Source organism: Cyanobium sp. Maggiore-St4-Cus (assembly GCF_024345615.1).
GTDB classification, from domain to species: domain Bacteria; phylum Cyanobacteriota; class Cyanobacteriia; order PCC-6307; family Cyanobiaceae; genus Cyanobium_A; species Cyanobium_A usitatum.
In genome coordinates this window covers 208,579-235,412 of the sequence record NZ_JAGQBL010000003.1, presented here as the reverse complement: position 1 = coordinate 235,412, position 26,834 = coordinate 208,579, and the positions used below count along the sequence as shown (strand labels likewise).

Genomic DNA, 26,834 nt, shown 5'->3' with positions numbered 1-26,834 from the left:
GCCAGTCCCAAACAGGTCAGCGCCACCAGGACCAGGGTTGGAAGCAGGTCGATCGCCAGTGGGGCTCTGGCGTAGATGTCTAAGCACGTCGAGTGACAGATGCCATGGGCAGCTACCTGATACGACGCGACGACGGCATCAGCGACGGCATCGCCGGTCAGGTGTTCGACAGCTACGACGCGGCCTATGCGGTGGTTGAGCGTTACTACGCCGATATCTGCTGCTCAGACGATCGCGAGTACTACCGGATCGAGGTCTTAGGCGAGGAACTCCCTGGCTCCCCACAGCTCACCCCCAATGGTCAAGCCATTCCGTGACCGCCTGGCGTGTCAAGTGCCGAGTTCACCTTCCTTGAGCACGACAGTGACCCGATGTCCTTGAATGAACCAATATCCCAACCTGAGCAGCCTTCTTGAAAAACACTTTCCTGGCCGCCGTCTTTGGAGGTGCCCTCACCCTTGCGGCGGTGCCCTCCTCAGCCAGTGAGTTGTGCGGGATCGGCTTCATCAGGGGCCCCTTGGGGAACTGTGTCGCGCGGGGTGTGGTTGCTGCACCCGTAGTTGCACCCGTTGTTGTTGCCCCAGTTGTCGTTGCTCCCGTCGTTGCCCCTCGTGCGGTAGTGGCCCCTGGTGCTGCTGCCGTGCGCGGCCCTAATGGTGGCGCTGCCGTCCGTGGCCCTGAGGGTGCGGCCGCTGTGCGTGGCCCTAATGGCGGGGCAGCCGTTCGCGGACCCGAAGGCCGCACCTACGTTCGCCGCTGAACGAGTGGATAGAGAACCACTGCGGCCCGGTGAACCTGGTAATCCAGCCGGGCTATCGCTTCGCGGTGGCGTACGGGTTGGGTTCAGCTCTGCAGCTGGATGTTCGGCGTGATTACCTGATAACCCCAGCCCCCGGCCTGGTTGTTGAAGGTCTGGTTGGTGAATAGGTCGGAGTAGATCGCACTCCAGTTGGAGATCCCTCCATCTCCCAGTCCCACGCTGATCACCTTGACGCTGTCCGGACTGCCGCTTGCCGCTGCGGTGCGATCGAGGGCTGCATTGAGCTCCAGTTGGTTCTGGCCCCAGATGTCCACACCATTGGCCGTGAGCACCTTGATCGGCGTGCCGTTGCTCAAATAGCGCAGGCCTGAAGAGGTGATTGGATCACCGCCCAGATCTGCATCGGTGGGCAGGGGCACATTGACGCCGCTCCAGCCTTGGCCGAATTCGGGCCGGTTGTCCCACCAGGGGCGCCGCTCCGGACGCCCGTCGGTGAATAGACCCACGTACGTGAGGGTGTCGGTGGCCACCGAGGTGAGTTCGTCGTTCAGTAAGTCCTTGAGCCCCGTTAGCGCCCCCAGCATTTCCGTGCCGCTGGAGAGGTTGCCGGGAGTGCCAGGGGCTGTATATGTGTCAAGGCTGCTGGGTGCAGGCAGGCCTCGCGCGATCCAATCGGCGCTGATGCTGCTGCCGTATTGCTTGTCGGGTGTGGTCGTTGCCAGAACATCGCTGGCCAGAGTGACACCCTCGGCTGTGCTGCTGCTGTTGATCACCGTTTTGGTGTGGGTGACCAGATAGCTGAAGTCGATCGTGTGAATGGTGACTGTCTGGGCTGTCTTGTTGTCGAATGGATTGTCAATCAGCTCCCAGCTGAGGATTTCGGTGGCCAGGCTCTGGCTGGGGGTGAGTTGGACATCGCCATTGAAGCCGAATTGATCACCCTTCTTGAAGATGTAGCCAGCGTTCTCAAAGACAGGATTGAGGCCGTAATAAAAGGCCAGCCGGTTCTGCGCCTCCAGACGGGTGACGCCTGTGGGGTCAAGCCCCTGCATGGAGGTGGAGTTATCGAGAAGCAGAAACAGGTTGACGGGCCTCGCTTCGGTGACGGGAATGGGCGGTTCGGGCCCCACCGATGGGCTGTCGTAGTTGATGTACACCGTGGCTGGGTTGCTGGTGGCTCCCTGTTCGTCCTGGACGGTGTATTTGATCGGGGTTGGGCTTGTGGTTACACCTGTCTCGGGTGTGAAGGTGATGTCGCCATTGCCAGGATCCACGCTCCAGGTGCCCTGGCCGGGAACCACAAGCGGCTCGCCAGGATTCGCCGTTCCTTCAATCTTGATCGTGCTCGGCACCAGCCTGGAATCGATGTCGGTGTCGTTGGCGATCACGCGAATGGTGCCGCTCTGGCCGGAGGTCAACCGGCCGATGTAGTCATCACTGGCATTGGGGTTGTCGTTGGTTCCCTCAACCGTGACGGCGAGCACGGCAATGTCAGTGAGTCCACCGCTGTGATCCAGCACGGTGTAGTTGAAGAATTCGGTGAGCTGCTCACCCACGTTCAGTCGTTCCACCGTTAGGTCGCTGTTGTTCACCACGTAGGTGAAGCTGCCGTTGGCATTGATCAGCAGGCTGCCGTACTGCCCCTGAATGGCACTGCCAACGCTGCCGGCCGTGCCCGTACCTTCCCCGGCACCGGTGCGGATGGCGGTGACCGTTCCCTTACTGGGTAGCGGTGTGTCGTTGCTGTCCACATCGGTGTCGTTGGCCAGCACGTTGCCGCTGGCGTTGGCGCCGCCACTGCTGTTATTGATCCCACCGGCCTCCTTAGCAATGCCGCTGTCGTCGCTGGCCACGGGGGCGTCGTTGCTGCCCCGGATCGTGATCGTCAGCACGGCGGTGTCGGTGAGGCCGCCGCCATCGCTCACGGTGTAATTGAACGACTCGCTGAGCAGGTCGCCCGGGTTTAGGGCCTCCACCGTGGGATTGGCGTTATCGATCAAGTAGCGGTAGTTGCCGTTGTTGTCGATCGTGAGGGAGCCGTAAAGCCCTTGAAGGGGGCTGCCAACTACCCCGGCGGTGCCAAGGCCTTCCGCGTCGCCCAGCCGGATGGCAGTAACCGCTCCATTCAATGAAGGGGTGTCAGAGCGATCCACATCGGTGTCATTGGTAAGCACATTGCCGATGGCATCGGCGCCGGGTGTGCCGTTGAGAGTGCCCCCAGCCTCGATAGCGCTACTGGTGTCGTTTCCGGCGACAGGGGCATCATTGGCCCCCTTGATGGTGATCGTCAGCAGGGCGATGTCGCTGAGCCCGCCGGTGTCGAGCACGGTGTAATTGAAAGTTTCGGTGAATTGATCTCCCGCGTCCATCCCGTCCACCGCCGGGTTGCCGTTGTCGACGGTGTAGGTGTAGCTGCCGTTGGCGTTGATCCGGAGGGTGCCGTAGGTGCCAACCAGCACGAAGCCGCCGCTGCCATCGGGCACGCCAGCTACACCGGAGCCCTCCTTGATTCCCGTGCGGATGCCGGAGACGCTGCCCTTGGTCTGCAAGGGCGTGTCGTTGCGATCGACGTCGCTGTCGTTGGTGAGCACATTGCCGCTGGAGTTGGTGCCCGGCGTGCCGTTGTTGGTGCCGCCAGCTTCAAGGGCTGTGCCGGTGTCGTTGCGTGCGATCGGGGCATCATTCGCCCCATCGATGGTGATGCGCAGCACGCCGATGTCTGTGAGGCCGCCGAGGTCTCGGACCGTGTAGTTGAACTCTTCCTGCAGGCTGTCGCCGGGGCTGAGCGCATCGACGAGTGGATTGCTGTTGTCAACGTCGTAGGTATAGGTGCCGTTGCTGTTGATGGTGAGGGTGCCGTAGGCCCCACGGACCACAAAAGCGCCAGCGCCATCTGGCGTCCCCGCCGTGCCGGCTCCTTCGCTGGCACCGGTTCGGATAGCTGTGACGACTCCATTTAGGGCAGGTGTGTCGTCGCGATCGACATCAGTGTCGTTGCTGAGTACGTTGCCGGTGGCATTGCTGCCGGCGGTGCCATTGGCAACACCGCCCGCTTCAAGGGCGCTGCCGCTGTCGTTACTGGCAACGGGGGCATCATTGACACCGTTGATGCGGATGTTGAGAACAGCGGTGTCAGTTAGGCCGCTGGGGTGATCGAGAACCGTGTAGTTGAACGATTCGATGATGAAGTCGCCGGCATCCAACGCCTCTATGAAGCGGTTGCTGTTGTTCACCACATAGGTGTAGCTGCCATCGGCCGCAATAGTGAGGGTGCCGTAGAAGCCGACAAGCTCAAAGCCACCTCCGGCGATCGCCGCACCGTCTAGACCGACGCCCTCCTTGGCGCCTCTGCGGATGGCCGTGATCGTGGCCAGAGGTGGTGCCACGCTGTTGCCGCCATCGTTATTGTCGACATCGCGATCATTGCTGATCACATTGCCGCTGGCATTGCTGCCGGCCGTGCCGTTCAAGGTGCCGCCTGCCTCCACGGCCGTGCCGGTGTCGTTGGCTGCGATCGGGGCATCATTGGCCCCGTCGATCCTGATCGTCAGCCGTGCGATGTCGGTGAGGCCCCCGCGGTCACGCACCGTGTAGTTGAACTCGTCGCTGAGGGTCTGGCCCGGGCTGAGAGCATCAACGGTTGGATTGCTGTTGTTGACCACATAGGTGTAGCTGCCGTTGGCAGCGATGGTGAGGATTCCATAGCTGCCTGTCAGCACGAATCCACCGAATCCATCCGCAGTCCCGGCCGTGCCGGAACCCTCCGTTGCACCGATGCGGATCGCCGAAACCGCTCCGTTGAGCGCAGGAGTGTCGTCGCGATCGACATCGGTGTCGTTGCTGAGCACGTTGCCGGTGGCATTGCTGCCGGCGGTGCCATTGGCCACGCCGCCCGCTTCTAGGGCAGCACCGCTGTCGTCGCTGGCGACAGGGGCATCATTGACACCGTTGATGCGGATGTTGAGAACAGCGGTGTCAGTCAGGCCGCTTGGGTGATCGAGAACGGTGTAATTGAACGACTCGATGATGAAGTCGCCGGCATCCAGTTCGTCGACGATGCGGTTGCTGTTGTTCAGCACATAGGTGTAGCTGCCATTGGCCGCGATGGTGAGAGTGCCGTAGAAGCCGACAAGCTGGAAGCCGCCTCCGGCGATTGCCGTACCTGTAAGCCCTGCACCCTCCTTGGCGCCCCGGCGGATGGCCGTGATCGTGGCCAGCGGGGGTGCCGCGCTGTTAGCACCGTCGTTGTTGTCGACATCGCGATCGTTACTGATCACATTGCCGCCGGCATCGCTGCCGGCCGTACCGTTCTGCGTGCCCCCTGCCTCAACGGCTGTACCGCTGTCGTTGTTGGCAACAGGGGTATCGTTGCTGCCACCGATGTTCACCGTAAGCACGGCTGTGCTCGTGCCCACCCCGTCGCTGAAGTCGTAGTTAAAGAACTCGCTCAGCGTGTCGCCCGGATCGAGCGCATCAACAACAGGATTGCTGTTGTTGATCCTGTAGATGGAGTCGCCATTGGGATTGACGGTCAGCGTGCCGTATATGCCCGTGAGCACCAAGTTTCCGGCTGCATCGACACTCCCTGCCGTGCCTGAGCCAGGGGTGTCGCCCGTACGGATGGCGATCACGGTGGTCCCGGCCGGGAGGCTGGGATTGTCGAGCAGATCACCGCGGCCGGCAAATCCGCCGGAGCTGTTGTTCACGCCGCCAGCTTCGCCGGCGATGAGGGTGTTGTTGGTGAGGTTGCCATCCTGAGCGCCTTCAATCGTGATCGTCAGGATGGCGATGTCCGTGAGGCCACCTGGATGATCGAGAACCGAGTAGTTGAATGACTCCGTTAGTACATCGCCGGGGTTGAGTGCACCAACTGTGGGGTTGGCGTTGTCAACCACATAGGTGTAGGTGCCGTTGGCGGCGATCGTGAGGGTTCCGAAGCTACCCACCAGCACGAAACCGCCAATGCCATCCTGTGCTCCGGCTGTGCCTGAACCCTCTGTTGCACCACGGCGGATGTCGACGATCGTGCCATTGATGGACGGGGTGTCATTCGAGTCAACATCGGTGTCGTTGAGCAGCACATTGCCGGTGGCAGCGGCTCCGCCCAGGCTGTTGCTGATGCCGCCAGCCTCAAGGGCGGTACCGGCATCATCGCTGGCCACCGGGGCATCATTGACCCCGTTGATGTTGATGGTCAGAACGGCGATGTCGGTGAGGCCGCCGGGATGGTCCTGAAGCGTGTAGTTGAACGTCTCCGTCAGAACATCGCCGGGGTTAAGCGCGTCGACCGTGGAGTTGGCGTTGTCCACCTCATAGGTGTAGGTGCCATTGGCGTTGAGGGTCAGGCTTCCGTAGGCGCCGGCCAGCGCTGCTCCCAGGCTGCCGGCATTGCCAAGCCCTTCCTTGTCGCCGCTGCGGATCGACAGGAGCGAGGCCAGCGGCGGGGCGACAAGATTCGCCCCATCTGCTGTATCCACATCGCGATCGTTGCTGATCACGTTGCCACTGGCATTGCTGCCGGCCGTGCCGTTCAACGTGCCGCCTGCCTCGACGGCTATGCCGGTGTCGTTGTTTGCAATCGGGGCGTCGTTAACCCCAGTGATGGTGATGGTGAGCACCCCGATGTCGCTTAGCCCACCGGGACGATCACGCACGGTGTAGTTGAAGCTCTCGATCAGAGTGGCGCCGGGATCGAGTGCATCAACAGCTGGATTGCTGTTGTCAACCACATAGATGTAGCTGCCGTTGGCGTTGATCGTGAGCGTGCCATACAAGCCTGCCAGGCCCGTTCCCACAGACCCAGCCGTGCCGGAGCCTTCGACGGCGCCGGTGCGGATGGCGCTGACAGAGCCATTCAGGGATGGGGTGTCACCGGCATCAACATCCGTGTCGTTGAGCAGCACATTGCCGGTGGCATTCGAGCCGGCGGTGCCGTTGCGGGTCCCACCGGCTTCCAGAGCAGTGCCGGTGTCATTGACGGCGACGGGTGCATCATTGGCTCCAGTGATGATGATCGTCAGGACGGCCGTATCCGTCAGTCCACCGGGGTGGTCGAGCAGGCTGTAGTTGAATGTGTCGCGAAGAGTATCCCTGGAGTCGAGGGAATCAACCACCAGTTTGCTGTTGTCAACCGTGTAGACGTAGGAGCCATCGGCGTTCAGCGTCAGCGAGCCATAGAGACCTTCCAGTGCCGACCCCACCACACCGCTGTTGCCGCTGTCTTCCTTGTCGCCGGTCCGTACAGCCGTGATCCTGCCCTGCGGCGGGCCTGTGAGATTGTTGCCGTCGGCCGTATCAACATCACGGTCGTTGATGATCACATTGCCGACGGCATTGCTGCCTGGGGTGCCATTTCGGGCGCCACCAGCTTCGATGGCATTGCCGAAGTCATCAGCGGCCACGGGCGCATCGTTGGCCCCGGTGATCGTGATCGTCAGGATGCCGATATCCGTGAGCGCACCATCGGAGACGGTGTAGTTGAAGGACTCACTCAGGAAGGCGCCCGGATCGAGGGAGTCGACCGCTGGATTGGTGTTGTTGACCACATAGATATAGGTGCCGTTGGCCTGGAAGGTGATCGATCCATACAGGCCCTGCAAGGGCGCACCGATGGTGCCGGCTGTGCCTGATCCCTCGGTCGCTCCAGTGCGGAAGGATTCGACGAAGCCGTTGAGCGCGGGCGTGTCGTTGGAGTCGACGTCGGTGTCGTTGGTGAGAACATTGCCGATGGCATTGGCCCCAGGCGTGCCGTTGGAGGTGCCGCCGGCTTCCAGGGCGGAACCAGCGTCGTTAAGGGCTACCGGAGCGTCGTTCCTTCCCTGAATCGTGATCGTCAGGACGGCGATGTCGTTGAGTCCGTCCCGATGGTCGAGCAGGGTGTAATTGAACGACTCGCTGAGGGTGTCGCCTGAGTTCAAGGCATCCACCATGGGGTTGGTGTTGTCGACGACGTAGGTGTACGTGCCGTTGGCACTCAGGGTGAGCGAGCCGTAGATCCCCTTCAGGGCCGCTCCCACGGTGCCGGCGGTGCCCGCCCCCTCCTTGGCACCGGTGCGCACGGCCACCACCGTGCCCTCAGGCGGTGCCACCAGGTTGTTGCCGTCCCGGTTGTCAATGTCGCGATCGTTGCTGATCACGTTGCCGGTGGCGGTGGCGCCAGGGGTGCCGCCGGCCTCCACAACCGTGCCCGTGTCGTTGGCAGCAACGGGAGCATCGTTGGCGCCCTGGATCGTGATCGAGATCACCCCGATGTCGCTCAGGGCACCATCGGAAACGGTGTAGTTGAAGAATTCACTAAGGCTGGCGCCTGGATCCAGGGCATCCACAAGCGCGTTGCGGTTGTCCACCACATAGGTGTAGGTGCCGTCGGCGTTGACGGTCAGCTGGCCATAGGTGCCAAGGAGTGGAGAACCGAGGCTGCCGGCCGTGCCTGACCCCTCGGTGCTTCCGATGCGGAAGGAGGTCACCTTTCCCTTGGAGGTGAGGGGGTTGTCGGCGGGGTCTGGATCGGTGTCGTTGGTCAGCAGGTTGCCGGTGGCATTGCTGCCGGGGGTGGTGTTGGAGGTGCCGCCGGCTTCGACGGCGTTGCCCGTGTCATTCACCGCCACGGGAGGGCGGTTGGCCACCAGGATCAGGGTCTTGCTGCTGAGGTAGTCGTTGACGCCGCCATCACCATTGCGTTCTCCATTGGCGGCGCCTGAGCCGCCGGGGGTGCTGCTGCCGGTGCTGTTGCCGCCACTGCCAGTGGGCGTGCCAGTGCCCGGCAGGCTGGTGTAGGTGACCTGGGCGGTGTTGGTGAGGGCAGTGCCCGGTGGCAGGCCGGCGGAGAGCACACCTCGGTAGGTCAGGGTGACGCTCTGGTTGATGTCCAGTTCAGGGATCAGAACTGAGATCCGATCGGCCAGTCCATTGCTGCCACTGAAGATCGAGTTATCGGTGGGCGCCGGAGCACCCGTCTGGCTCTGAACGATCGTTGGAGAACCGCTGAGGTCGAAGTTGAGCCCAAGGGCATCGAGGTTGTCGTCGATGAAGAGGTTGAACGCCTTGACCGTGCCCGTGTTGCGGACAACGACGGTGTAGACGAGGGTGTCGCCGGGGGTGGCGTTGGCGTTTCCGGCAACGCCGGTTTTCTCGATGGCAACCGTTTTATCGGTCTCCAGCTTGGGCTCCAGCACCGACAGCGGTGGGGCACTGGAGGTGACTTGACTGGTGATTCCCGAGAGGCTGGATTTGGCGATGAAGCTGTTGGTGAGGTTGACGCCGGCCTGATTGCTGGCCACATTGGCCACGATGGCGTTGAACTCGACAATCACCGACTCGATCTGTGCGTCGACGGCGTTGAGGTTGACTATTTGCCCCAGGGACCAGGTGAGTGCCTGTCCTGTCACCGTCGGTGCAAAGCGAGCGGTGGGGATCACCGTGTTGTTGTTGCCGGCGCTGGGGAGGTAGTAGGGGGTGATCGGCCCCAGACTCCAGGTCAGGTCTGCTGGATTAGTACTGACGAAGGCCAGGCTGGCGGTGTTGTCGTTGAGAAAGGTGAGACCCGTGGGCAGGTTGTCGACAAAGGACGTGTTGCCGATCGTGCCCTGGGGAATACTTGTCTGCAGCCGGAAGCGCACGATTTCACCGATCGCTACCCCATTGCCGCTGGTGTGGGCCTCGGAGGTGAGCCGAGTGCTCTTGATGGGACCCAGGGCCTGACTCACCACCGACTGGCTGGCGCTCTTGCTGTAGTTGTTGACGCCGCCGCTGCCGTTCCGCTCACCGTTCTCAGCACCGGAGCCCCCAGGTGTGGTGCTGCCGGTGGTGTTGCCGCCGCTGCCGTTGGGGGTGCCGGTACCCGGCAGACCCGTGTAAGTGACGTTGGCAGTGTTGGTGAGGGTGGTGCCGGGTTGAATCCCGGTCAGCACCACGCCCTTGTAGGTGAAGCTGAAGCTCTGGCCACCATTGAGCCGATCGATCTTGAGTTGGATCTGATCTCCCGTCGCTGCGCTGGAGCCACTGGTGACGGAGTTGTCGACGATTGAGCTGGTGCCGGACGGCAAGGTGCCGGGCAGGGTGACGCTCAGCAGGTCAAAGTTGCTGCCCAGGTTGCCGAGGGCATCGTTGAGCACCAGATCGAAGGCATCGGCGCGGCCCGCCGCGTTCTTCACCGTGACCGTGTAGGTGAGGGTGTCGCCCGCTTGCAAATTGCTGGTGGGGCTGACGGCCTTGGTGATCGTGATGTTGGGCTCGGTGATCGTCACCGCCGCGGTACCGCTGGCGGAGCCGCCCGTGTAGCTCACCGTGGCGGTGTTGGTGCGAGTGGTGCCGTTGCTGTTGCCGCTGATGTTGGTGACCAGAGCGTTGAACTCAATCGCAATCGTGTCGTCGACGTTGTTGTTGCGATCGCTGTTGGTGAGGGTGTCGAAGTCCCAGGTGAGGGTGGAACCGTTGATCGTTGGGGTGGCGGGACTTAGGGACCCACTCACCCCGGAGGAGAAGATCGGGGAGGCGGCGCTGCCGTCGCCAAGGAACGAGACTCCCGTGGGCAGGCTGTCCACCAGCTTGAAGTTGGCCAGGTTCCCCTCGGGAACCGTGACCTGCACCCGGTAGCGAACGATCTCACCGATGGCGACGTTGCTGCCGCTGGTGGAAGCCTCGGAGGTGGAGACGATCGACTTGCTGACCGTGGCGTTCCGAAGCGTGATCGTGGCGTTGTCGATCAGCTTTATGGAGCCGGGTAGATAGCCCGTGCCCCCTGAGGGCACGTTGGTGTAGTCCTCAAGCACGCCCACGTTTGTGAGTTTGCCGGCCACCAACTGGCCGTAGGCGCCCGAATCGACGGTGGCATCGAAGCTCACCACGGCGATGTTGCGGCCGCTGCTGGCGTTGTAGCCGTCGATGGCACCGCCGCCGGCACCGGTGAGCGGGTCGGCAGCGGTTGGGCCGGGGTCACTCAGCCGGACGCCGGTTGCGGTGAAGAAGTCCGTCTGGCTGGCGGCCGAGCCATCCGGCCGGGTGAAGCTCAGCGCAGCGCCACTGCCATCAACGATCCTCAGGCTGCCAGTGGTGAAGCTGAGCCCGGCGGGCAACTCGTCGCGCAGCTGCACGTTGAAGGCGCCGCGGTAACTGGTGCCGATGTTCTCGATCACCACCACGAAGCGGACGGTGTCGCCGGCATCCAGGCCGGTCACGTTCGAATCGAGGGCGCCGTTGTTGACGGTGCCAGTGGAGCCGTTGCCGCCGGCCACGCTGATACCGCCGCTGCTCACCGTGCCGGTGAAGGGCACAGTGCCTATGGATGCGGGGAAGGTGGCGCCTCCCGTGTTGAGGGTGGGGCTGTAGGTGCCCCCTTGGGCTCCGCTGAGGCTGTCGCGGCTCGTTACAACAATGCCCTTGCGAATCTTGAGGTTGGGGGCCAGCACCTCGCCGGTGACCGCCGACACCTGGGTGGGGCGGCTGACACCGTTGGAGTCAACGGTGCTGGCGCTGGCGATGTTGGTGATCGGCAACCGATCGCTGATGGCCGCACCACTGACGGTGACGGTGTAATAGAGATCGACCGTGGTTGGGGTGTTGCTGGGATCGCTGGTGTTGGCGATCGTCGCCACCAGATCGTTGACCGCTGGTCCGGACTGCAGCAAGTTCCCCACCAACTGGGGCGCATTGTGCTGGCTGCCATAACTGAAGGAGCCGGCCGGGGGAAGGCTGCCCGGGACGCTGACGGTGGCGCCGGTGCTGAACAACTCGAAGGCGGCCGGGTTCGCGCCACCGCTGGCCTCGCCGTCCACGTTGTAGACCGGCGTGGGCAGATAGTCCTTCAGGCTGAAGCCCTGAATGTCCCCCGTGGGGAAGGTCACCTTGATGCGATAGGTGACCGTGTCGCCCGGAGTGAGCACCAGGGGAGCGGAGCCGAGGGCCTGGCCGTTGCGGGCCACCACCGTCTTGGCGGAGCCGATGTCGGCCACGTTCAAGTTCACCGAGCTGGCGTCGGTGACCTGGCGATTGGTGTCAAAGAAGCCGCCGAGGATCTGTCTCTGGATGTCACCCTGCAAGGTGACGTCGTTCACGAGCCTGTCGCCCGCCTTGATGTTCTGACCGGCGACCTTGGGGGCGACGTAGGAGTCGTCGACGCTGGCGGAGAAGGTGATCGAACCCGATGTGCCGCCTGCGGTGGTGCTGAAGACCCGCCCGCCCTGGAGGATGCCGTCGTCGCCGACCGACTTCAGCCAGCCACTGAGATCGAAGCTGAGGTTGTCCTTGCCATCAACGCCAGAACCGGCGAAATCCGACAGGTAGCTGATGTAGGCCGAATCAAAGACGATCGCCTGGCTGCCGGTGCGCGAGACGCCCTGCTCCTGGAGGTTGATCCTGGCGCTGCCGGGGGTATAGGTGAGTCCGTCGCCGAGTAGATCCTTGACGATCAGATCGCCGAAGGCGAAGTAATCGGAGATCTGGAAATTGAGGGTGAACGTGAGGTCGCCACCCGGGAGCACCGAGCCGGAGCTGGCGGATTTCTGAATCGCCATGGCCTTGGCGATGATCTCATTGTTGGCGGGCGTGTTGAGCTTGACGCTGCCGTCTGGAGAGTTGCCCCAGGTGGCGGAGACGGAGGCGTTGTTGGCGTAGGTGATCGCCCCGCCCGTGGTGGGGTCGAGGGTGTCGGGAACGAAGAACCTGATCTGGGCGGCCGCCTCCTCCGTGCTCGTGGTGCCCGTGGTGGGGCCGCCGTAATCGATGACGACCTGGTTATTGCTCGGGGCCGTGGGGTTCCCCACCGGCTGCTGGGTGACCTTGCCGTTCAGCTTCAAGCTGGGGTTGATCTCCAGCAGGTTGAGATCGTTGGGCAGGGTGTCGCTGACCACCAGCTTGTTGAGCTGGGCCCCATCGGCAATGTCGGCCGACAGCCGCCAGGCGCCAATGAAGTTGGGGCCGGTGGCCGTTTCCGACTCCGCAAGGTTGTTGCTCTTGCTGAAGGTGAGGGGTGAAGGCACAACCTGCCCCGTCACGTTCGGGGCGCTGATCGGTGGATCGGTGCTCGGGTTGTTGAGGGGATCAGTGCCGAGGGCGTAGCCGCCGCCGGCCCGCAGCGGCACGGGCCCCAGCATGGGGCTGGTGGCCTTCACCGACACCGGCACGCTCACCACCACTGCGGGAGCGGAGGCCACATAGCTGCCCACGGGCAGCTGCCAAATCAGCAGCGTGTCGGGGGTGGCACTGGTGAGGGTGGCCCCGGTGATGGGGTGGGCGAGGGTGTAAGGAACGCTGGTCCCGCTGCGGGTGAAGGTATAAGTTTTGGTGGCGATTGGGAGGGATGCCCAGCTGGCGGCACCGAAGCTGAGGTGGCTGCTGGGGGCGGCGACCTGGAGCTCCAGCCAGGGTTGGAAGCCGGTGCCGCTGGACTCATCAAAGGTGAGCTGCAGGTTGCCGCTGGTCCCATAGAGCAGGTCCAGCGATGAGGGACCTATAGCTACGATGGGGGAGGGAGTCGCCACGAAGGATTGCGCTACGCAAGATAGCCATCAACTTACCAAGTGTTGCCCATCCCATGCAGGATTTGGACAGCGATTCGGTTGGGTGGATCTCTGTATTTATCCTTTCCCAGTCCTGCTTTCCCAGTCCTGCTTTCCCAGTCCTGGTTCTCCTTTGGCGTTGACTCGCTGACCTGCTCCTCATGGAGCTGGTCATGATCTACTTTGCGTTTGCAATTCCGGCATCGGCAGATGTCGTTGAGAGCACCAGGCCGGCTGCGCAAGATCCGGCGGAAGCACTCAACCCAACTCAACCCACCCTTTTACAGGCATGGCGACTTCATTCCGTAACACCATCTTGCTGGGGTTCGCCGCCGCTCCGCTGCTGGCCCTCTCCCTGCCGCTTGCACCGGCCAGGGCCGCGATCTGCCCGGATGGCACCGAGGCGGAGTTCTGCTTTCCGCCGCCGGCTCCCGCGGCACCGCCGCTCTCGGTCAACGTCTATCGCCCCGACGCCCGCCTGCAGCCCCTGGGACTCGGCCGCAGCTGGCAGGTGTTTGGTCGGGATCTGCTGGAGATCCTTCCCCAGAAGGTGCCCTTCGATCCGACTATTGAACCTGGGATCGGCGTAAACCAATACGTGGTGCCGGGCCCGGAAACCCCATCCGATCCCGCCTTCCGCTTCAGTACCGAACCAGGTGCTTACTACGCCGAGCGCACTGGCTGGCGGATGCGGGTGTTCGGGGATGGCTTCGGCGGTCCCGTGGTCCGCTCGGGAGGATCGGTGGGCACCTCCTCCTTCGACGGGGCCCAGCTGGGCCTCCGGCTCGATTACGCCTTCAGCCGTGATCTCGTTGCCGGCGTCTTCGGACGCTTTGGGCAGGGCTCTGCAGATGGGGGCTCCCTGTTCATCAACGGCACAAGCTTCAGCGGCCAATCCTCCAATCTCACCTGGGGCGGCGGCGGTTTGTTTGCCCAGTGGTCCCGTCCGGACTGGTTCATCAGTGGTGCGATCGGTGGCGATGGGTTGAGCAGCCAACAACCCTTTGCCATCAGCAGCAGTAATGCCGCCGGGGTCCGCACCAGCTCCCCTTCCGTCAGTGGCAGTGCTTTCAACACGGCACTGAATTTTGGTGGACGCATCCGTCTGTCCGACACCCAGTTGCTCGAACCCAGCGCCCTACTCACTACCTCCAGCCTGTCCTTCGGCCAGGTGAGAATCCCCGATAGCACCACCAACCAGAGCTTTTTGCTGCCCTCCAGCAGCAGCACCGTGGGCACTGCCGACATCGGTGTCACCTGGCGGGCGCCGATGCAGCAGGGCAAGAACCTGATCACACCCTCCCTGCGGGTGAGCTGGCTGGGCGCCGGCTTCCTGGGCGGAGAGCCCGCCACGGTGGTCAGCAGCTCCAGCGGCAGCCAGGCAACCCTGGCCACCGGCTCTCTGGTGCAGAGCAGCGGCCTTGGCCTGCAGGGGCAACTGGCCTACACCCTCAGCGACAACACCACCTTTTATGTGCGGGGCGGCGCCGGGTTGTATTCCGGTGGCACCGCCTGGGACGTTGGTGGTGGCATCAAATTCCGATGGGGTGGCGCCAGCCGGGCAGTGGCGGCCGTTCCTGCCCCTGCCCCTCAGCCCGAGCCCGAGCCCGCCCCTGCTCCAGTGGTGGTGCCGGCCCCCGCTCCCCAGCCGATCCGAGGCCTGTGGTGAGGCAATCTCTCACCAGTCCTTCAACTTCACCTGAAGGAAGCACGCTGGGCTGATATTCATCAGACAAGCCTATGTTGCAGGTATTGCTTAGCTGCCGTGCCCCAGAGCGAGCTACTGCGGTTTCTGGCCCATGTGGGGACTGATTCAGCCCCTACTACTGAGTGCGCGTTAGTCCGCAATCAGTACTTGCAAAACAAAACCCCTGAGGAATACCTCAGGGGAGCTGGCGCCTGGGGCCATGCATTCCAGATGTGGGGCGGATGGTCCTCCTAAGGGCACCTGTGGCGGTGCGGCTGGAGTGTCGATCAGTCAGGCGCACGAGGTGAGCGGCATTGGGGAATGCGGCTTTCTTGCCCGACTGAACGACCCGCTCACGGATAGGTAAAGACTGTTGGAGCAGGGGCCTATCTCCCTTTCCTAGGGTCGATTGCTTTGCTGCCGAAAGCGAGAGGGGCGATGCCGGATCTAATCGTGATCGGCAGTGGCCTGGGGGGCCTTTGTGCCGCCGCCATCGCCTCGCGCCACGGGCTGGAGGTGCAGGTGCTGGAGGCCCACAGCCAGCCCGGCGGCGCCGCCCATGGTTTTCGACGGGGACCCTTCCACTTCGAGTCTGGTCCGTCGCTTTGGAGCGGGCTGGGCCGCTGGCCTAGTGCCAACCCCTTGGCCCAGGTGCTGCGGGCCGTGGGTGAGAGCGTGCCGGTGGCGCGCTACTCGGAGTGGGGACTGCTGTTACCCGAGGGCAATCTTCGGGTTGGCGTGGGCTTGGATCCATTTCTGGAGGTGCTCCGCAGCCTGCGGGGGCCAGCGGTTGCCGCTGAATGGCAGGACTTTCTGGTGGCCATGGCCCCGTTGTGCCGCGCCGCCGGATCGCTGCCGCTGTTGGCCCTGCGCCCCGGCGCTGGCCTGCTCACCACTCTTGGCAGCCAGGGTTTGGGGCTGATCGGCCAGGCGGGCCAGCTGGCAGCGCTGGGCGGAGCTTTTGGGCCTATTGCCCGCCGCCATCTGCGCGATCCCTTTCTGCTCCATTGGGTGGAGATGCTGTGTTTTCTGATCTCCGGCCTGGAGCCCGATCAGACCAGTGCAGCCGCCATGGCCACCCTGTTTGGCGAGTGGTTTGAGCCCGATGCGGGGTTGGACTACCCGTTAGGTGGCAGCCCCGCCGTGGTGGACGCATTGGTGCGGGGCATCCGCCGCCATGGGGGCGAGCTGCGCACGGGCGCGCCGGTGGCGGAAATCGAACTGTCGGGGGGGCGGGCCACAGGCGTGCGCCTAGTCAGCGGCGAACGGCTGAACGCCCGCCATGGAGTTATTAGTAATGCCAGCCCATGGGATACGGCCGCCCTGCTGGGTAAGGGCAGTGCACCGGAGCGTTGGCGCCAGAAGCTTCTGGCTGCGCCGGCTTGTCCCAGTTTTCTGCACTGGCACCTAGCTTTCAAAGATGAAGGCATGGCCGAGCTGCCGATCCACCATGTGTGGGTGGGGGATTGGCAGCGGGGCATCAGGGCTGAGCGCAACATGGTGGTGCTGTCGATGCCGTCGCGGCTAGATCCCTCCCTGGCGCCGCCGGGCCACCAGGTGTTGCACGGCTACACGCCAGCCAACGAACCCTGGGAGCTCTGGAAGGATCTGGAGCGGGGCACCCCCGCCTATGAGGAGCTGCGCCGCGATCGTTGCGGTGTGTTCCATGGCGTTTTCGATCAACTGGTGCCCGATTGGCGCGAGAGGGCGGTGCTTGAGCTGCAGGGAACCCCCCTCAGCCATCGCGATTTTCTGCGGGTGCACCAGGGCAGCTATGGCCCCGCCTGGCCCGCCAACCGCGGAGCCTTCCCCGGCGGCGGCACCCCGATCAAAGGCTTGGCGCTCTGCGGTGCGGGCGTATTCCCCGGAATTGGCGTGCCGCCTGTAGCCGTGAGCGGCGCCATGGCGGCCCACCGCTTTGTGCCCGCTGCGGCCCAACGGCGATTGCTTGAGGAGTTGGAGCTGGTGAGCTGAATATTTACTGCTTGCTGCTTACTGCTTAGTTCTGGTCAATTAATTTGTTTTGGCTATGGGGATGGGGCGGGGGCCGTGGTGGGCACTTTTTACCTCAAGCCCGACTCCCTGCGCCTCGGCGCCCATGTGGCCTATGCCGGCTATGTGGTGGCAGTGCAAGCTGCCCCGCGGCTGGCAGCACAATGGATTTGAGGTCGTTGGCACCCTGCCAGGGGGGGCAGACACAAGCAGCTGGGCTATGTGGATGCCTTGGTGATGTTCCAGGGGCTGGTGGAGGGGCCAACCCCATGAAGGTGGTGCCGCTGCGGCTTGCGCCGGGAGACGACCTCCGGCAGACGCTGGAAACCTGGATGGGCGAGCAGCAGGAGCAGGCGGGCTGCGTGATTAGCGCCGTGGGCAGCCTCTCGGTCGCTCAGCTGCGCTTTGCGGGGGCTGCTGAGGCCACGACCATCCACTGTGAGCTGGAGATACTCAGCCTGGCCGGCACCCTTTCGCCCGATGGCGCCCATCTGCACATTGCTGTGGCCGACAGCAGGGGCGCCGTGATCGGCGGCCACCTCTGCACCGGCTCCCTGGTGCGCACCACCGCCGAGTTGGTGGTTGGCCTGCTGCCGGAATGGCATTTCTGGCGGGAGCTGGATCCTGCCACCGGCTATCCCGAGCTGCGGATCAGTCCTCTGGCTGCGGGCTAAGGGCAGCCGTAGCTCCATCAGCTGAAACACCAGCCAGGTAACGCCAGCGCTGATAGCGCCTGTCCAGTCGTTAAGCAGCAGTTCGACGATCGATACGGTGCTGGCCCCCCTCAATGCCCAGGATTTCGCCAGCTTCTTCAGCACCGGCCACGCTGGCTATACCAATTACTCCACCCTGGAGCCCCAGCCATGAGTACCTCAACCTCCACAGATGTACTGGTGATCGCCGCTAGCAACGGCCATAACCTGCAGCTGGCTGAGCGCTTCGCAGCGGCCGCACGCCAGCAGGGCCAAAGCGCTGCCGTACTCGATCTCACCACAATCAACTTGCCGCTTTTCACTCCGCGAGCCCAAGTCGCCGGCACACCGCCAGTGTTGGCGGCGTTGGAGGCCCAGCTGGCTGCCGCTCCGCGCTGGGTGATCTGCTCGCCGGAATACAACGGCTCGATCCCGCCGGTGCTCACCAGCGCCATCGCCTGGCTGTCGGTGCAGGGCAGCGACTTCCGGGCCCTGTTCAACTGCCGCCCCGTGGTGATCGCCACCCACTCCGGCGGCGCCGGCTATGGCGTACTCACTGCCATGAGGCTGCAGCTGGCCCATCTCGGTGCCCATGTGGTGGGCCGCCAGCTGTCCAGCAACAGCGACAATCCGGCCAAGGACGACTCCATCGCTGAGCTGATCACGCGCCTGCACCAAATCCATATTTCCCAACCATGACCACCTCTTCAGGCCTGGTATTTCGCCCGGCCGCCGAGCGTTTCCACAGCCAGCTCGACTGGCTCGACAGCTGGCACAGCTTTTCCTTTTCAAGCCATTACGACCCAGCCTGGATGGGCTATGGCCCCTTGCGGGTGATCAACGACGACACGATCGCCGCCGGCACAGGCTTCGGCATGCACCCCCACCGCGACATGGAGATCATCACGGTGATGTTGGAGGGCCAGCTAAACCATTGCGACTCGATGGGCCACGCCGAGGTGCTACGCGCCGGCGAGGTGCAGCGCATGAGCGCTGGCACCGGTGTGGTGCACAGCGAGATCAACCAGGGCGATAAGCCATGCCGGCTGCTGCAGATCTGGATCGTGCCCAGTGGCACCGGCATCGCCCCGGCCTACGAGCAGAAACCCTTCGCCATCGGTCCCGGCTGGACTCCCCTGCTGGATCCCGAGCAGGCCGATGGCGCCATGGCGATCCACCGGCCGGTGCGCCTCTGGCGGGCTCAGCCCGGTGCAGGCGAGACGCTCAGCCTGGCCCTTGGCACAGGCCGCCAGGGCTGGATCCAGCTGATTGATGGGGCCGGGGAGGCCAATGGCCATCCCCTACAGCAGGGTGATGGTCTGGGCTACGGCGCCGGCAAGCTGGAGGCCTTCACTGCAGGGTCAGGTGGAGCAGACCTGCTGCTCTTTGAATTGTGTTGAACGTCATCTGGGGAGCTTTATGAGGCCTGGAGTGACGACCTGGTGCGTCAGCGGGTTGGGCGCCGGAGGTGGCCTTCCTTATTGCCTTGGCCTATTAGCGCTCGAGTAGGCCAAAGGCTGATCCAATCGGAAACCGCCTTCCGTCGCCGCCACAACAAGCAGTCTGGTCCGCCATCACCAACACTGGCTTAGCTGAGAGAGCACTTCCCGCGCCCATGGTCTTCGCCTCCCCCCGCCAATACATGCTGCTGTCGACGGCAGCAGCGGTCGCGACGATCGTGCTGAAAACGCTGGCCTGGCGCCTGACCGGGTCGGTGGGCCTGCTCTCCGATGCCATGGAGTCGGGCGTGAACCTGGTCGCAGCCCTTGGCGCGATCTGGGCGCTCACCCTCGCGGCCAAACCTGCCGATCGCAGCCACCCCTACGGCCACTTCAAGGCCGAATACTTCTCCAGCGGCCTGGAAAGTGTGCTGATCGTGGTGGCAGCTCTCGCCATCATGCAAACCGCCATTGGCCGCCTGCAGCAACCCCAACCGCTGGAGCAGCTGGGCATCGGCCTGGTCATTTCCCTGCTGGCAACCGCGCTGAATGGTCTGGTGGCCTGGGTGCTGTTGAAAGCCTCGCGGCGCTTTGATTCGATCACCCTGCGCGCCGATGCCCACCATCTGCTCACCGACGTCTGGACCTCCCTCGGTGTGGTTCTGGGCATCGGCCTGGTGAAGCTCACCGGCCTGACGATTCTCGACCCCCTGATTGCGATCGCCGTGGCGCTGAACATCGTCGTCACTGGCTGGAAGCTGTTTCACGAAACCGCCTCCGGCCTGCTGGATCGCTCCCTATCCGATCCCGAGCAACAGGTTCTCGAAGATCTGCTGGCCAGCTGTGAAACAGACGAGATCCAATTCCATGCGCTGCGCACCCGCGTGGCTGGTTCCCGTCGCTTCGTGTCATTCCACGTGCTCGTGCCTGGTCACTGGAGCGTGCAGGCAGGCCACGACCTCTGCGATCAGTTGGAGCACAAGGTGGCGGCCACCTTGACCCGCACGCATGTGTTCACTCATCTCGAGCCGATCGAAGATCCGAAAGCCTGGGAAGATCAAGGCTTCCGCTGGGAGCAGGGCTAAGGCACCGCAAGCAAAGCTCTGAAGAACCAACCCTCTCTTTTGGGCCTGCTGAATTGCTTTAGGGCTTTGCTGGTGCCGCTGGCCTGGTGAGCTGAGACTGGAAGTTCAGAAGCAGAAGAACAGACCGCTGAGAGCGATCAGGAAGCAGGGCATGGCCTTGATTCCAGCCGGGGGCTGCAGGCCCGCGAAGCGGTAGTTGAAGCGCAGCGGGCCCAGGCGTGGAGAACAACGAAAGCGGAAACCCATAGCTCAGCGGCTCTTGGCGCAGCGGCCATGCATAGGCCCCATGGAAAGGCTGCCCATGCAAACTCCAGCGATGGCAAGCAAGGTTTTGCTGGTTGTGGCGGCGTTGACGGCTCTTGCCTGGCCGGCTGGTGTTGCTGGTCAAGGCGTTACGGCCATGGTGCTCTCCATTGGCGATGGCGACACAATCCGCGTCCGCCAGGCCAGCAAAGCCATGACAGTGAGGCTGGCCTGCATTGACGCCCCGGAAACGGCACAAGGCACGTATGGCCAGCAGGCCCGCAGCTACCTGCAGCAGCGGCTCCCTGTCGGCCGGGAGATCAGGCTCGAGGTCAAAACCACCGATCGCTATGGCCGCTCGGTAGCGGAGGTGATCGCAGAAATCAACATCAACCTGGCGATGGTGGAAGACGGCCAAGCCTTCGCCTACCGCCAGTACCTCAGTGGGTGTAATGCCCAGGAGTATCTGGACGCCGAATACCGTGCCAGCCGGCGCCGATATGGGGTCTGGCAGGTGGAGGGCGGCATCACCCGGCCCTGGGACTTCCGCCGCGGACGCCGCTAGCGCTGCAGCGAGATCAGCTCCTATGCCAAAGCCCAGGACCTGCTGCGCCAGGGGCACAGCTATCTCGATGGCAATGGCGATGGAGAAGCCTGCGAATCCCTGCGCTGACAATCACCTTTTGCAATATCGCGAAGCTGCGCTATTGGTTGCCTCTGGAACCAGTAGAAGCAAAGGCTTGGCTATTGATTTAGTGAATTGACACAGCACGTGGGTTTGTTATGTTCTGGGTACCACGCAAGTATCAAATGATTACCGGTTCAGAACTGCTCGCCAAGGTCAAGGAGCTGGGCGATGTCTCCAAGTCAGATCTCGTGCGTGAGTGCGGCTATGTGAGCACCAAGAAAGACGGCGGCGAGCGCCTCAACTTCACCGCGTTCTATGAGGCCCTGCTCGGTGCTAAGGGGGTAAGCCTTGGTGCCGATACCACCGGCCGTGGCAAGGGTGGCCGCAGCCTCAGCTTCGTGACCAAGATCCAGTTCAACGGCAATCTCATGGTGGGCAAGGCCTACACCGCCCTGCTCGACCTCAAGCCAGGCGATGAGTTCGAGATCAAGCTGGGTCGTAAGCAGATCAAGCTCATCCCTTTGGGCAGCACAGAAGAGGAGTGAGCAGCTCCTTCGGTGCCTCGATGCGGATTGCGACGCCGGGGGCCAGCCCACCTCACCAGCAGTAGAACGGCTGCACTACTGCTGAGGTCTCGATGTTGTCCGATCTGCCCATTGGCGAGCCTGTGCCCTACTGCAAGGGTTCTTTGGGTGAGGGCTTGGATCTCCATGCCGCCCTGATTCCCAACCCGGTTTGCACCTTCTACATGCGGGTCAGCGGCAATGGCATGCGCCAGCACGGAATCAAGGACGGCGACCTGATGGTGATCGACCGCAGCGTTGAGCCCCGCTCCGGCAATGTCGTTGTCGTTGCCCACCAGGGCAGCTTCTTGATGCGGCCGCTACTGCGTCAGGGGGAGCAGTGGTTGCTTGAACCGGTGCGGCCAGGAGAGGCAGCAATTCCTTTGGACCTGGAGGTCTTTGATCGCTCAGGCCTCTTTGGCGTGGTGGTGCATGCGGTGCATCACCTGGAGTGAGCAGCCTATGGAGAAGGGGAAATCACCCTGGGGGTATCCCTGTTGATGGGCGAGACCAGCAGCTTGTCGACCCGCTTGCCATCCATATCCACCACCTCGAAGCGGTAGCCCTGCCACTCGAAATGGTCGGCTTCGCGGGGGATGCGCTCGAGCACATGCATCACAAACCCGGCCAGGGTGTGATATCGGCCCTTCTGATCAATGCGGAAGATGTCCTGGTCGATCAGCTCAGCAAAAGCGTCGAGATCCAGGCCGCCGTCGACAAGCAACGATCCGTCTTCGCGGATCACCACCATGGGTCCGTCTCTATCTTCAACCGAGGGCAGGTCGCCAACGATGCCCTCCATTAGGTCATTGAGAGTGACAAGACCCTCGATCCCGCCGAACTCATCGGTGACCAGGGCAATGTGAATACCAGTGCGCTTGAATTGCTCGAGAACAGATAGAGCCCGGGTGCTTTCGGCCATGAACAGTGGCGGCTGCATCAGTTCTTCGAGGTTGATCGACTGGCCGGTGATCTTTGCCGACAACAGATTGCGGACCCGCACCACCCCCAAGCAGTCATCGAGGGTGCCCCTGGCCACCGGAAAACGGGAATGGGTGCTCTCGAGGATTTCCTGCAGGCTCGTTTCCAGCGACTCCTCGACATCGAGCCAGCAGATGTCAGTGCGAGGGGTCATCAACGTCTTGATGGTGCGATCACCAAGGCGCAGAACGCGCTGAACCATGTCGTGCTCGACCTCTTCGAACACGCCCGAATCAGCGCCCTGACGAATTATCGCCTTGATCTCGTCCTCGGTGATATCAGGTTCGCTGGTGGTAGAAACCCCCAGCAACTTCATCAGGGCTTCGGTCGAATTGCTGAGCAGATGAACAACCGGACCGCTGGCCCGCGACAGCCAGCGCATGCTGGGTGCCATGGCGCAAGCCAGACGCTCGGGACTGGCCAGGGCCAGGCGCTTGGGCACCAGCTCGCCGATCACAACCGACAGGTAGGTGATCACGGCCACCACCAGCGCAAAGCTCAGCCCTTCGCTGTAAGGCGCCAGCACAGGCAGGCGTTCCAGCAGGGAATCGAGCTGGCGAGTAACGGTGGCACCACCGACCGCACCGGTGAGGATGCCGATCAGGGTGATGCCGATCTGAACCGTGGACAGAAACTGATTCGGCGACTCGGCCAGTCTCAGCGCCACCCGGGCTGAGCGGTCTCCCTTCTCGGAGAGTTGTTCTAGCCGATAACGGCGTACCGAAATGATTGCGATTTCGGCGCCGGAGAACAGACCGTTGGCCACGATCAACAGCAGGATGATCAGGATGTCCTGCGCCAAGAAGGGGATCGGTCCGGAAGGCACCCCAAATTAAGACCGTTACCAGCTTGGACGCCTGCGATGCATCACCACCCCAAGCCAGGCATTGAGGTCCATCGGCTCTGGCCCTGCCCGGGGGCAGAGTGGAGCCGATACAAATTCCCCTCCGGCCCAGCCACAATCAGTTCGAGCTGCGCGCGGCGATCCTGCAGATCAGGACGTTGAGCTAAGGCCTAGGGAGCTGCCGGGCGGGTTTGATTCCACCCCGAACCTTTTGCTGGGGTTACTGGGGGGTGCATCACGGCGCCGGCTGAAGGGATTAAGCAGCCGCACCCCGCAGCCAGCTAAGTCATCGACGTTGGGCGTCACCACGGTGAGGTCGTGCAGCAGGGCGATGGCAGCGATCTGTTTGTCGATGGCGTTGTGAGGATTGGGCACCCGCAGTCGCCCCCAGATCTGGGCCGCATCGCCATCAAGGTCCAGCACCCGATCGCCGTAGGTCTGCGACGACTCAGCTAGCCACTGCTCCAGCAGCTTGGCTTGCGGTTGATCCCCCCGGTGGCGAATGAACTCCACTCCGCGGCGCAGCTCACCAATGGTGATGGCGGCTAGAAACAGCGGGGTGTTGTCGCGGGCTGCAGCAGCCCAGAAGTCCTGCACACCCGCGTCAGCGCGGCGGCCCTTACGGGCCTCGCTGATCAGGTTGGTGTCAATCAAAAACATCAGCCGCCGCACGTTGATCGTCACGGCGCTGGAAATCGGCGTCCACACCGACTTCCGGCATGGCAGCCAGTAATTGAGCCAGATTCCGCCGCGGTGGGGTCAGCAGAGCAGCGGCAAGGATGGCCCGCAGTCCGCTTCCTGGCTGCGGCCATGGGCACCAGCACGCTTCTTGAGCGCCTGGACCAGGTCGTCATCGACGCCGCACACCAATAGATCAGGCATGGCTGCATAACAGCACTGATAGCAGTGCTATCGCCATTGGCGCCTTTGATCCGGTATAGCCAGCAGCTGAACGGTCAGTTCCGCAAGGAGAGCTTGCGCCGGTCCTCTCCAGTTTGAGGCACTCCTGACGTCGGACCTCAGCTGGGATCGGTCCCGTCGCCGCGCCACACCTGGCACCGAATTCCATGGCCACCTCTGCTGGTACATCAAATGGGGCTGGGGGGGCCCTATGACGATGCCATTCCTATGCACTAGCAACCCGGGCTGAATTGCAAGTCACTCCTAAAAAGACTAGCCAGCGGCACATACAAACAAAATCTCAGGCCCAATGGCCTTAGCCAGCAGGCGATTGAGCAACGCATCAGTGACTACCTGCCTGGCTATCAATCCACCACAGCAGAGACAGGAAACGCGCAAACCAAGCGGAGTCGCGAAATGCTGACACAACTCTCCAGTGGGTCACGGTCAAAAGAGTGTTGAGGCATAGTTGGCGCTGCCTCCTGATTTCGGGATTATGGCGGCGGCATCTTGGTTTTGATTCAACGCCGTTGTTTGGGTTGGCTCAATCCTCAATCTCCCAATTTCTACTATTAAATGTCTTCATTTCGTTTCGCTTGCTCGCCATTGCTACTGGCCGCTACGCCCTTGCTGCCCTTTGCTGCCCTTGCACCCGCATCGGCCAATGAGCTGGCCTCGCTGAATAGTCGTGATTCCATCAACGGCTACATGGAGCAGCAAGAAATTGACGAGCTCAAGGCCTGGCGCTCTCGCAATCAGGTCACCAGTGTCAACCAGTTCTCCGACGTAAGGCCTACCGACTGGGCCTACCAAGCACTTAGCAACTTAGTGGAGAAATACGGATGTGTGGCGGGCTACCCCAACGGCACCTACAAGGGCGGGCAGGCGATGACCCGCTATGAAGCGGCTGCTCTACTGAATGCCTGCCTCGATCGCGTCACCGAGGTGACCGACGAGCTGCAACGGCTGATGGACGAGTTTAAAAAGGAACTCGCCGTGCTCAAGGGCCGCGTCGATGGCCTCGAGGCCAAGGTGGGCACATTGGAAGCCCAGCAGTTCTCCACTACCACCAAGCTTTCGGGGCTTGCGACGTTTGTCGTAGGGGGAGTGGGATACGACGGTAGTGCATACAATTCGGCGGCAAAAACGGTAAGCCAACGCGCCCCCCGAGCCCCGGTCAAGGGGGTCTACGAGAATGTCACATTTAACTACGATCTTCAGCTAACTTTAGATACAAGCTTCACCGGAAAAGACTTACTTCGTACTAATCTTCGTGCTGGCAATTTTGGCACAAGCGCCTTTGGTGGAGAGCCCCACGGCATTGGTAATTCCGCCGAATTAGAGGTTGCTTTTGAAGAGGATGCTGGCCCAAATATTGTCGGCATTGACAAGCTGTTTTACCAATTCCCCATTGGCAAGCAATTCACAGCCACGGTGGGGGCCCGTGTGGGACAGGAAGACATGCTGGCTCTTTGGCCCAGCGTCTACCCTGCTGACACCATCTTAAACCTCTTTACCGTTAATGGTGCTCCAGCTGCCTATAGCAAGAATCTTGGCCCCGGAGCTGGCCTGTGGTGGCAAAACAATGGCTGGAGCCTAAGTGCAAACTATGTTTCAGCCCTTGGCTCTGATTCAACAAAAGGGCTCTTCACGTCTGAGTCTGGTGGCACCGCTAGTGTGCAAGTCGGTTATCAACAAGAACAATGGGGCCTGGCTGCGATATGGTCCTATGTGCAACCACTCACCCAGTTTGTACCAGGCACCACTCCAACTGTTCATAGCTCCATTGACCACGGGGAAAAAGTTGGTGCTGAAACCAATGCCTTCGGCGTAAGTGCATTTTGGCAGCCACTCGAAAGTGGCTGGATACCTTCCGTGAGCCTGGGCTGGGGGATCAATAACACAACCTACGGAGTTCAAACGACTGGTAGGCCCAGCGTCAGCCAATCCTGGATGGTGGGACTGCAGTGGACTGATGTGTTCGCCAAAGGCAATGACTTTGGCTTTGCAGTCGGACAGGCTGTTTTTGCCACATCACTGACTGGCGGTGTAAACCCAGAAGATGGCAATTATGCATTGGAAGGTTGGTATAAGTTCCAAGTCACTGATAAGATCAGCATTACACCTGCCCTATTTTATCTTAGCCGGCCGATGGGGCAAAGAACGCCAACTGGGCAAGGCTTCAGCTCACTTGGGGCCCTAGTCAAAACGACATTTAAATTCTAATTTTAACATGAAAAGCCCCGGCAATTACCTGCCGGGGCCCTTGCTCTATTGCTGAATTCAGGTTTGGTTTGAATCCATATTTGTTTGGACTGGCTTAATGTCGGTTCTGGTTGACTGGATCCCCCTCTGATGTGCCGAATCCCCAGGTTTCGCATGGCCGGGCTTCGGGGGTTTGCGATAGGAGCCTGAACCTCCGCCGCCGCAGGCTAGCAACTCAGAAGTAGGGGCATTTAAGCCAATTAATCCATAGGAGTTGTCTATTGATGCTTTGGGCGCCAGGGGTGAAATTGATAGGGCAGC

The 26,834-nt window shown here is 62.2% G+C and carries 18 protein-coding genes; 13 read left to right on the top strand and 5 right to left on the bottom strand.

Features of this window, described 5'->3' with window-relative positions; translation table 11 throughout:
* Positions 1-92: 92 nt before the first annotated feature.
* Both KBY99_RS04505 and KBY99_RS04500 read left to right on the top strand, forming a co-directional pair.
* Positions 93-317 (top strand): hypothetical protein, encoded by a 225-nt coding sequence (locus tag KBY99_RS04505; protein WP_254997576.1) that lies wholly within the window; start codon positions 93-95, stop codon positions 315-317.
* 95 nt (positions 318-412) lie between these two features.
* Positions 413-760 carry a hypothetical protein gene (locus KBY99_RS04500; RefSeq protein ID WP_254997575.1) on the top strand — a complete coding sequence of 116 codons (348 nt, stop codon included), beginning with the start codon at positions 413-415 and terminating at the stop codon, positions 758-760.
* A gap of 83 nt (positions 761-843) precedes the next feature.
* Here the strand turns inward: KBY99_RS04500 and KBY99_RS04495 are convergent, their stop codons facing one another.
* A complete protein-coding gene (locus KBY99_RS04495) occupies positions 844-13,236 on the bottom strand; it encodes a VCBS domain-containing protein (protein WP_254997574.1) in 12,393 nt (4,130 codons plus the stop codon).
* A gap of 307 nt (positions 13,237-13,543) precedes the next feature.
* Between KBY99_RS04495 and KBY99_RS04490 the strand changes: the two genes are divergently transcribed.
* The 6 genes from KBY99_RS04490 (at position 13,544) to KBY99_RS04465 (ending at position 20,149) form a co-directional block, all read left to right on the top strand.
* A complete protein-coding gene (locus KBY99_RS04490; RefSeq protein ID WP_254997573.1) occupies positions 13,544-14,923 on the top strand; it encodes an autotransporter outer membrane beta-barrel domain-containing protein in 1,380 nt (459 codons plus the stop codon).
* A 456-nt stretch (positions 14,924-15,379) separates the two neighbouring features.
* Positions 15,380-16,915, top strand: a complete 1,536-nt coding sequence (locus KBY99_RS04485) for a phytoene desaturase family protein (protein WP_254997572.1) — start codon at positions 15,380-15,382, stop codon at positions 16,913-16,915.
* Positions 16,916-17,202: 287 nt separating this feature from the next.
* Entirely contained in the window at positions 17,203-17,607 is a 405-nt protein-coding gene (locus tag KBY99_RS04480) for a PPC domain-containing DNA-binding protein (RefSeq protein WP_254997571.1), read from the top strand.
* A 189-nt stretch (positions 17,608-17,796) separates the two neighbouring features.
* On the top strand, positions 17,797-18,324 hold the full coding sequence (locus KBY99_RS04475; protein WP_254942870.1) for an NADPH-dependent FMN reductase: 528 nt from the start codon (positions 17,797-17,799) through the stop codon (positions 18,322-18,324).
* Complete coding sequence (locus tag KBY99_RS04470; RefSeq protein WP_254997569.1) at positions 18,321-19,025, top strand: pirin family protein; 705 nt, start codon at positions 18,321-18,323, stop codon at positions 19,023-19,025. The genes KBY99_RS04475 and KBY99_RS04470 overlap by 4 nt, the downstream gene beginning before the upstream one ends.
* Before the next feature lie 215 nt (positions 19,026-19,240).
* The gene (locus tag KBY99_RS04465; protein WP_254997568.1) at positions 19,241-20,149 is read left to right on the top strand and encodes a cation diffusion facilitator family transporter; all 909 of its coding nucleotides are present in this window, start codon (positions 19,241-19,243) and stop codon (positions 20,147-20,149) included.
* A gap of 105 nt (positions 20,150-20,254) precedes the next feature.
* On the opposite strand, the gene KBY99_RS04460 is transcribed toward KBY99_RS04465, so the two are convergent.
* A complete protein-coding gene (locus KBY99_RS04460) occupies positions 20,255-20,395 on the bottom strand; it encodes a hypothetical protein (protein ID WP_254997566.1) in 141 nt (46 codons plus the stop codon).
* A gap of 70 nt (positions 20,396-20,465) precedes the next feature.
* Here KBY99_RS04460 and KBY99_RS04455 point away from each other — a divergent pair, with 70 nt between their 5' ends.
* The 4 genes from KBY99_RS04455 (at position 20,466) to KBY99_RS04440 (ending at position 22,038) form a co-directional block, all read left to right on the top strand.
* Positions 20,466-20,957: a thermonuclease family protein gene (locus tag KBY99_RS04455; protein ID WP_254997563.1), complete on the top strand. Its 492-nt coding sequence runs from the start codon at positions 20,466-20,468 to the stop codon at positions 20,955-20,957.
* Between the two features lie 12 nt (positions 20,958-20,969).
* Positions 20,970-21,065, top strand: a complete 96-nt coding sequence (locus KBY99_RS04450) for an excalibur calcium-binding domain-containing protein (RefSeq protein ID WP_254931854.1) — start codon at positions 20,970-20,972, stop codon at positions 21,063-21,065.
* Positions 21,066-21,202: 137 nt separating this feature from the next.
* Complete coding sequence (locus tag KBY99_RS04445) at positions 21,203-21,565, top strand: AbrB family transcriptional regulator (RefSeq protein ID WP_254961212.1); 363 nt, start codon at positions 21,203-21,205, stop codon at positions 21,563-21,565.
* A gap of 92 nt (positions 21,566-21,657) precedes the next feature.
* Complete coding sequence (locus KBY99_RS04440; protein ID WP_254961194.1) at positions 21,658-22,038, top strand: LexA family protein; 381 nt, start codon at positions 21,658-21,660, stop codon at positions 22,036-22,038.
* A 5-nt stretch (positions 22,039-22,043) separates the two neighbouring features.
* On the opposite strand, the gene KBY99_RS04435 is transcribed toward KBY99_RS04440, so the two are convergent.
* From KBY99_RS04435 to KBY99_RS04425, 3 genes are all read right to left on the bottom strand, one after another.
* A complete protein-coding gene (locus tag KBY99_RS04435) occupies positions 22,044-23,390 on the bottom strand; it encodes a hemolysin family protein (protein ID WP_254997561.1) in 1,347 nt (448 codons plus the stop codon).
* Positions 23,391-23,558: 168 nt separating this feature from the next.
* Positions 23,559-24,116 carry a type II toxin-antitoxin system VapC family toxin gene (locus KBY99_RS04430; protein ID WP_254997560.1) on the bottom strand — a complete coding sequence of 186 codons (558 nt, stop codon included), beginning with the start codon at positions 24,114-24,116 and terminating at the stop codon, positions 23,559-23,561.
* A gap of 51 nt (positions 24,117-24,167) precedes the next feature.
* A complete protein-coding gene (locus KBY99_RS04425) occupies positions 24,168-24,290 on the bottom strand; it encodes a FitA-like ribbon-helix-helix domain-containing protein (protein WP_254997559.1) in 123 nt (40 codons plus the stop codon).
* 594 nt (positions 24,291-24,884) lie between these two features.
* Here KBY99_RS04425 and KBY99_RS04420 point away from each other — a divergent pair.
* Positions 24,885-26,534, top strand: coding sequence for an iron uptake porin (locus KBY99_RS04420; protein ID WP_409996525.1), 1,650 nt, complete (start codon positions 24,885-24,887; stop codon positions 26,532-26,534).
* The last annotated feature ends 300 nt before the right edge of the window (positions 26,535-26,834 follow it).